The following is an 8,488-nucleotide window of genomic DNA, read 5'->3' as shown; positions in this document are numbered from 1 at the left end:
TCTAATAAAGACTGAGTTGAGGAAAATATCATAGCATGAGCAAAACCAGATAAAATGGAAGGTATAAATAGCAGCCAAATATTATTAACTGTTGGAATAATTATAAAAGCAATACAATAAATAACAAATGCAACTTTGATTAGAGTAACTTCAGATAAGGACTTGGCAAATAGCCCTAATTGAGATGAAACAAATGCAAAGGCAAGAGCTCTGCTTGCTAAAATAATTCCGATTACAATATGAGTTGCTCCTAACTGGCGATCTGCAAATAAAGGAATATAGGTTAAACAAGAACCAAATGAGAGAATAAAAATAGAAACAATTACTATTAACAAACCCCCTACTTGATAATTATTAATACTTTGCCAAATGTTTCTCAAATATTTTTTTAAGTTAAATGATTTTTGCTTAGGTCTTGCCGGAATTTTTAAATAAAATAAAACCCAAAAACTTAAGGGAATAGCCATCAAAGATAATAAGAAAGGATAGCGCCATCCCCAGGTAGTTAACCCACCACTAACTAAAGGATAAATAGTTAAAGCAAGACCGATATTCATGGCATTAAAAGCCATCGCTACTGTCAGTAATTTGCCGCGATAAAAGTCACTAATTAATGTTAAAACTAATGATTCTAGTGGTGCTGCACCAATTCCTTGTACAAAACGAAACTCTATTAAGGTCTGAAAATTGGGAGCTAATGAACAAATGGTTCCACCAATTGCAAATAAGAGTAAAGCAGGTATCAAAATTTGCTTTTTGCCATAACGGTCAGCTAATATTCCAAAGATTGGACTACCAATAGTAATAGGAATAACAAATGCTGAGATTACCCAACCAATATGTTCGGGAGAAACATTCAAATCTTCAGCTACTGAAGGTAGAATAGGACTTATAGCACCACTGCCTAAAAGTGCGATTAAAGTGATTCCAATAATAATCTGAAAATTAGAATCTTGGTAAATTTTGATAGAATTTTTTGTGCTTTGAGACACTTTTCCTTGATTAATCAATAAACTGTCTCATCTTACAACAGTTTTCGAGTCTCGGAGGTATAAAAATTTAACGACGGAGGAGTCAGGAGTCAACCCACCCCTCGCCCCTCCCCCTCCCAGGAGGGGAACTCAGGAGTCAGGAGAAAAAAAGAGGGAAGAAGAAGGAAAAAAAAGGAGAAAGTTTTTTCATCACTAGACATCTCCAATAATCAAAAATCAAATCAATTATCATACAGAAATTATCAATTCTTTCCCCCTACTGCCTACTGCCTCTTTTCTGGAGATGTCTACTAATTATCCGGACATGATATTACTACATATTAGTAGTTAAAACTAGCTGAGAAACATTAGTTCTATTGTGTACTTGTTCGTAGGCAATTATTCCTCCCCTAAGTGGGTAAGTAACGATCGCTTCTGGTGGTAAAATAGCATTTGTTTCAAACAAGGGATTGAGTTCTGCCAAAATTTCCCCACATTGAGTTACGTCAAAAGCTCGACTATCTACCCCAAACAAGCGCAACTCCCGGTGATAAAAATCCCGGAGGTCAAAACAAATTTTCGCTTCTTTTGGTGGAGCGCTAATAGCGACCAAACGACCTCTAGGACTGAGGGTCAACATACTATTTTCCAACATAGAACCCCCCACTGTATCCAATACAACATCCACACCTTTACCTCCAGTAGCAGCTAAAACAGCAGAATTAAGATTTTCCGTTGCCAAATTAATAACGATATCAACACCAGATGTTTCAACTATTGAATAATCTGATTCCCGTCGCACTGTACCTAAAACTTTAGCTCCCTTCCATTTTGCTATTTGAATTGCAGCTTTGCCAACCCCACCTGTTCCTCCCACTACCAAAACAGTTTCTCCTGGTTGTAAATTTGCTGCTTCAATCAAAGATAACCAAGCGGTAATATATCTAACTCCGATAGTTGCTGCTTGTATCATGGATATATTTTGAGGTTTGGGTTGTATTGCTGCTACAGGTAATACCAAATGAGAAGCGTGGGAACCATCGCGGATAAATCCAATATCGCCTCCTGTTCCCCAAACTTCAGTACCAATTAGATTTGGCTCACCTGCGACGACAACTCCAGCAAAATCTCTACCGGGTGTGCGTGGAAGAGTAGTATTTTCCATAACTCCCAAAATATTTTTCACGTCACTGGGATTAATAGATGCTGCATGAACTTCAACCAACACTTCACCTGGTTGCAAAACAGGAGTGGGAAGTTCTTCAAGTTTGAGTTGAGTCGTCGGAGAGCCAAAATTATAAAAGCGAATGGCACGTATAGCACGCATAGTTAAAATTCCTATTTATTTTGTTGTGTAAAAGTGTAGGTTTTAAGAATTTAGAATTTAGAATTTAGAATTTAGAATTATATCATGTCCGGTAGCATCGGTATTGTATAGTGAAGTAAGGAAGAAGGAAGAGGGAAGAGGGAAGAAGGCTTAAAAGCTTGAAAAAACGTAAATTTCCTGTAGATATTCACCCTTGATTTTACACAAACGATACCAGCGGACATGATATTACTTCTCCTTTAAAACGGATAGGATTTCAAGAATTTAGAATTTAGAATTTAGAATTTAGAATTACCTCTCCTTTTTTCGGTAAAGTTGGTTGCAATAATTATAAAAAAGTCTGAGTTTGTAGTTGCGCTTTAGCGCTGCTAGAGATATTTGGAGTGCTTTAGCACAACTACGAAAGCTACTGGAGCGACACATCTAAAATGGTGCAATAGGCGTAGGTTAGGTTGAGGAAGTGCGATCTTCGGAGCTTATCCGCAGGATAAACCCAACAGCAATTTTTCTCCCCTACTCCCCCACTCCCCTACTCCCCTACTCCCTAATGCACCATTTAAGATCAAACAATCCACTACTGGAGCTATAGGGGGTTGCACAAAAATTTCATCTTGTCGATCTAAGACTCAAAAGTTGTTGCTTTGGTTTTTTCCAGAAAATTGTAAAGTATAAAATACTCAAAGCTGAAACGAGAACAAATAAAGCAACGCCACAAACTCCGTTCCATTGCCAATTACTCCAAGCATAGTTACCACAGTAAGAACCCATAGCTCCTCCTACAAAATAGGAAACCATATAAACTGTATTCAGACGACTATGTATTTTGGCAGGCAAACTATAAATTTGTGCTTGGTTAGAGATTTGAGTTGTTTGTACTCCCAAATCTAACAACATCACTCCCAAAATTAAACCCCATAATTCATATCTTGCTAAAGAAAATACTAAAAATGATGAACTAGAAATCACAACACCTAACATAGAAATCAATCTAGGATTTTTTCGATCTGCCATTCGACCAGCAATTATCGCTGTTATAGCTCCAACAATACCAACCAAACCAAACATTCCTGCTACTTTACTACTGTAGTTTAGGGGTGGCGCTTTCAGGAAAAATGCCATTGTACTCCAGAAAATACTATTAGCAGCAAAAGACATTGCCCCAATTAAAGCTACTTGTCGCAATAATAATTGTTCTCGAATTATTTGCCCCAAAGAAAGAATTAATTTAGGGTATGAGAGAGTGACAGAAGGTTTTGCTTTTGGCAGTACAAATATTGATACTACTGCTATTAATATCATCAACCCACTAGCAAAGAAATATATTGCTCGCCAACCAAAATTTGCTCCGACGAATCCGCTAGTCATTCTAGCTAAAACAATCCCAATGAATAAACCACTCATCACAGTTCCGACAGCTTTGCCACGTTTTCCCGGTTCTACTAAAAAAGCAGCAAACGGTACAACAAGTTGGGGCACTATTGTAGTCATACCAATAAGTAAACTTGCAACAATTAACCAACTAATATTAGGAGAGATAGCTGCTGTTAGTAAAACTAGAGCAGTTGCTATCAGCATTGTCACAATTAAGCGTCGTCGTTCTATGATATCGCCCAAGGGCACAAATAGCAGTAATCCCAAGGCATAACCTATTTGTGTCATCATGGGAATTAACCCAACTTGCTGAGTGGGAGCATGGAAGCTTTCGGCAATTATTGCTAATAGGGGTTGATTGTAATATAAGTTGGCAACTGCAGCTCCACCGACCATTGCCATAATTAATAAAGTTTTGTTAATACCCATAGTTGATTTTTGAGACATAGTCTTTGTTTGTAGTTGCGCTTTAGCGTTACGCGCAAGGCAACAGGCAACAGGCAACAGGCAACAGGGGAATAAAAAAGGGTTTCAGCTTCTATTCATATCCTAACCTTAATGGGTAGCGCTATAGATATATTTACCGAATAATTAATAATTAATAATTAAATAAGGCTTTGTTGCATGAAAGTATATAGCTGTCGCACTTGCTCCGCATATGTACTTGATAACGCGCGGAAACTGCTGTAACTATTGGACAATAGATCAATAGAACATCAATGCTTAACAAAAAAACGCTGAAACTTTTACAGGTAAAAGCTTTGAGGTTTGATAGACAGACAAATAACTATTGGACAATAGATCAATAGAACATCAATAATTGCGAAACAGAGCAATATAGGTGCGGAATGGATGTTAAGAACGCGACTTTCATGCAACAAAGCCAAAACTGAAGAATAACTGAACCTGGTCAGATTCTTACTTTTAACTTTTGACTTTTGACTTTTGACTTGTGTATAGCGATCGCTTTCTGTGCAGAGCAATAACTATTGGACAATAGATCAATAGAACATTAATAATTGCGAAACAGAGCAATATAGGTGCGGAATGGATGTTAAGAACGCGACTTTCATGCAACAAAGCCAAAACTGAAGAATAACTGAACCTGGTCAGATTCTTACTTTTGACTTTTGACTTTTGACTTGTGTATTAAGTCTGTGCATACCCTGCATCTACAACTATGGTCTGACGAGTTATTGCTCTGGATGTATCGGAAGCGAGAAATAAATATGTTCCGACTAATTCTTGGGGTGTTAATTCTATGGGAATTGATTGTAACTCATGTACAGTTTTATGTTTTGCTTCTGGTGTCACCCACTGTTGGAGTTGCCTTTCTGTCATTATCCAACCTGGTGCTACAGAATTTACCCGAATATGGTGTTTGCCTACTGCTTCTGCTAAAGTCCGAACCATACCTACTATTGCTGCTTTTGTAGCATTGTAAGCAACCATATCTGGTTTGGCAATCCAAACTAGGTGAGAACTTGTCATAATAATACTACCGCCACCAGCATTAATCATTTCTGGTAATAATTCTCGACAGGTAATAAAATAATGTACAACATTTAATTGAAATAAATCATTCCATTGTTGTGCTGACATTTCTAGCAAATTACATCGGGGGTCGTAACCAGCATTGTTAATTAAAACATTTACTACTGGTTTGTCTTTTTTAACTTTAGCTAAAGTTTCTGTTAAAGCTTCACTATCAGTTAAATCTATTCCATAGACGTTGACTTTACAATGATATTGTTGGCATTCTTCAGCTACTTTTAAACCTCTTTCATAATCTTTATCTAAAATTGTAACTTCTGCTGCTTGTTCGGCAAATGTTTTAGTTAAAGCTTCGCCAATTCCATTACTACCACCAGTGATTAAAATATGTTTTTCTTTTAAGTCTTGATAGATGGGATTCATTTTGTTTTATCCTAATTTTAATTCGTAGTATTTAAAGGAAACAATAAGCGTAGGTTGGGTAGACGTAGGAAACCCAACAAAAATTGTTTGTAGTTGGGCTTTAGCCCCTCAAATACTTTAAGCATTCAGCTATTAGCAGTCATATTTCAGCAAAAAAAAGAGGATTTTAATGAATATAGACTGTTTCAGGCAGCTTTTATAGTAAGTATAAATTCTGACTCAATTAGTAAAGCTTTTATCTAAAATTAAAAGCAATAGTTGACGGCTGAATGCTTACCAAATACTTAACATAGCAGTATGTTTTTTGGTCAGGACAAGTAGTTGGGCTTTGGCTCCTCAAATACTTAATATAGCAGTACGTTTTTTTAGTTAGTACAATAAGTTTAGACTATTTGCGCAGCATTACTGTATAAAAAGAAAATAGAGGGAATATCCTAACATTAATTTAGGGCTAGAGCAAAACTACTAACCATAAATCAACTATTAGCAACTAATACTTTTGTTTGATTCACAATCCATTTTTTACTGACTGACAAATGAAATGTTAATTCATCCAAATCTATCTCTTCTTTTGAACCTGGTGTTTGTCGAGGTTTAGCACATTCCAGAATTATCGGACCGGAGAATTTGATCTCATCAAGTGCGTCGAAATGTTCGGCAAAATTAGTATGGCCAAAACCAATGCCTTTTCTGTTAGAATCAGCGATTTGATAAACACTCAGTTTATCCCCACATCTTTGAATAGCTTCAACTAAATTTGCTTCTTCTAAATTGCCATGATAGGTATCTAGAATAACAGTCATATTTGGCTCCTTAATTTCTGCCAGTAAAGATAAAACATCATTGCTATTCATAATGAAACGACATAAATAACGATTCAGGGGTTCAAAACCTAATTTTATTTTGGCTTTTTCTGCATAAACTGCTAATTCTTGACAAGAAGCAATTAAATTATCTCTTGAACCTGCATAAGTAGTTCCCATCTGACTCTGAATATATTCATGGCAAGTAATGATGGGATTTCCTAATTCCGCTCCATAATCAATTAACTTTTTATAGTAATCTAGAGCTACTGTTCTTGTTTGGCGATCGCTACTTCCCAAATCCACATTACTAGGAGTCATGGAAAATATTTCTAACCCATTATCTGCCAAAATATTTTTCACATTTTGAGGTTGAGTTTGATTAATATCTACATATAATTCCACTCCATCAAAACCCATCTCTGAAATAATATTGGCAGTTTTTTCTAATTTATTATGACCAAATATCCAGGTAGTAACGCCGATTTTTCTCTGTATACTTATACTCATTTTTTTGTATTGCTAAATATATGAAAAAATACTCAAAGTATTTGCTTAACTTCTACTACATTTTTGAACATTGAAGCACAAGAACAACGAGCTTAAATTGTCCACTAAAGGTAATAAAGCTGATAGCTGAATGCCGACCGCTGAATGCTTATTCAATAGTCACAAAAAGTTTACTAATTAACCCCAAACTCAAAACAGAAAAACCAGCCGCAGCATAAAAAACTCCAGCCATTCCCCAAATTCCAAAAGCAACTCCAGCTAACAACGGACCTAATGCTTGTCCTGTAGATAAAACCGTAGCATTAACAGCCATAAAACCAGCGCGATAATCTGGAGGAGCGAGTTTTCCTAACAATGCCTGAGTAGCAGGATAACACATTCCATGAGCAGCTCCAAACAAAATACTAGGGATTAATAATAACCACATACTTTGTAGGAATGGAGTAACTATTACTGCCAAAGTATAAAGTACAAATGAAATTTTAATTAGGGTAAACTCTGATATAGATTGGGAAAATAATGCTACCTGAGAAGACACAAATGCTAAAGATAGCGCCATAGTTGCTAAAATAATTCCAATTGCCACATTAGAACCTGCAAAAATATCTGCAGCTAAAATCGGAATATAAGTAAAATAAGCACCAAATAGTAATATAAATAAAGCAACTACTGCAAACAACAATCCTAATACCTGCCTATTATTAACACTATGCCAAATATTTCTTAAATATACTCTCAAACGGAATTTTGGTGTTTTTTTAAAGGAGGGTAATTCTAGGAAAAAAATAACAGCAAGTACAACTGGAACTGCGAGCAATGGCAGTAAAAAAGGATAGCGCCATCCCCATGTTGCTAACCATCCAGTTATTAGAGGATACACTGTCAAACTTATACCAATCATACTAGCGTTGAATGCCATTGCTGATGTTAAACTTTTGCCTGCATACAAATCGCTGATTAATGTAAGTGCGAGGAATTCTAAACTAGCAGCTCCTACACCCTGGAGAAACCGCAATTCTAGCAATGTGCGAAAATTGGGAGCAAAACTGCAAGCAACTCCGGCGATGGCAAATAATAATAATGAGGGAATGAGTATTTGTTTTCTCCCAAAGCGATCTGCTAATACTCCTAAGATGGGAGTTCCAATGGCGATGGGTACAACAAATGCTGTAATCACTAATCCTATTTTTTCTGGAGGAATTTGCAGTGCTGATGCCATTGTTGGCAATACTGGTCCAATACTACCTGCTGAACCTAAGACTGCTATCAATGTTATCCCAATGATGATTTGCAGGTTTCTGTCTAAGTAAATTTTTGTACTGTGACTCAGAAATTTACTGTTTTCCATTGCTCGACCTTTTTTACAGTTGTCAGTGCATTAATGTAGTGGACTGACACAGCTAAAATGTTGCAATAAGTGTAGGTTAGGTTGAGGTGCTCACACCAATTATGCCACGGATATAGGGATTAATAGCTATAACGTAGCAAGATCCCGTCAGAGTAACCCAACAACAATTTTGCTCCCCATCTCTCCATATCCCCTAGGGACGTTCCATGGAACGTCCCTACCATAATGCACTATTTTAGCA

6 protein-coding genes are annotated in these 8,488 nt (G+C 36.6%); all 6 read right to left on the bottom strand.

All coding sequences use genetic code 11. From position 1 onward, the window contains the following. A partial coding sequence (locus tag F6K13_RS08110; RefSeq protein WP_287287170.1) for an MFS transporter occupies positions 1–992 on the bottom strand: 992 nt, incomplete at its 3' end. Between the two features lie 313 nt (positions 993–1,305). Next, entirely contained in the window at positions 1,306–2,298 is a 993-nt protein-coding gene (locus F6K13_RS08105) for a zinc-binding alcohol dehydrogenase family protein (RefSeq protein ID WP_124143324.1), read from the bottom strand. A gap of 606 nt (positions 2,299–2,904) precedes the next feature. Next, a complete protein-coding gene (locus tag F6K13_RS08100) occupies positions 2,905–4,116 on the bottom strand; it encodes an MFS transporter (protein ID WP_205127229.1) in 1,212 nt (403 codons plus the stop codon). A 702-nt stretch (positions 4,117–4,818) separates the two neighbouring features. Then, positions 4,819–5,586 (bottom strand): SDR family NAD(P)-dependent oxidoreductase, encoded by a 768-nt coding sequence (locus F6K13_RS08095; protein ID WP_124143325.1) that lies wholly within the window; start codon positions 5,584–5,586, stop codon positions 4,819–4,821. 476 nt (positions 5,587–6,062) lie between these two features. Continuing rightward, positions 6,063–6,899 (bottom strand): sugar phosphate isomerase/epimerase, encoded by an 837-nt coding sequence (locus tag F6K13_RS08090; RefSeq protein ID WP_124143326.1) that lies wholly within the window; start codon positions 6,897–6,899, stop codon positions 6,063–6,065. Positions 6,900–7,047: 148 nt separating this feature from the next. Then, on the bottom strand, positions 7,048–8,247 hold the full coding sequence (locus F6K13_RS08085) for an MFS transporter (protein ID WP_124143327.1): 1,200 nt from the start codon (positions 8,245–8,247) through the stop codon (positions 7,048–7,050). Positions 8,248–8,488: the final 241 nt, after the last annotated feature.

Origin of the sequence: Okeania sp. SIO2B9 (assembly GCF_010672505.1) — a bacterium.
GTDB lineage: Bacteria > Cyanobacteriota > Cyanobacteriia > Cyanobacteriales > Microcoleaceae > Okeania > Okeania hirsuta.
This window is presented reverse-complemented; position numbering and strand designations above follow the sequence as displayed.

What these genes read in the sequence shown, in the direction of transcription:
- F6K13_RS08105 (WP_124143324.1), bottom strand. Translation starts at nt 2,298, where the DNA reads ATGCGTGCTATACGTGCCATTCGCTTTTATAATTTTGGCTCTCCGACG.
- F6K13_RS08100 (WP_205127229.1), bottom strand. Translation starts at nt 4,116, where the DNA reads ATGTCTCAAAAATCAACTATGGGTATTAACAAAACTTTATTAATTATG.
- F6K13_RS08095 (WP_124143325.1), bottom strand. Translation starts at nt 5,586, where the DNA reads ATGAATCCCATCTATCAAGACTTAAAAGAAAAACATATTTTAATCACT.
- F6K13_RS08090 (WP_124143326.1), bottom strand. Translation starts at nt 6,899, where the DNA reads ATGAGTATAAGTATACAGAGAAAAATCGGCGTTACTACCTGGATATTT.
- F6K13_RS08085 (WP_124143327.1), bottom strand. Translation starts at nt 8,247, where the DNA reads ATGGAAAACAGTAAATTTCTGAGTCACAGTACAAAAATTTACTTAGAC.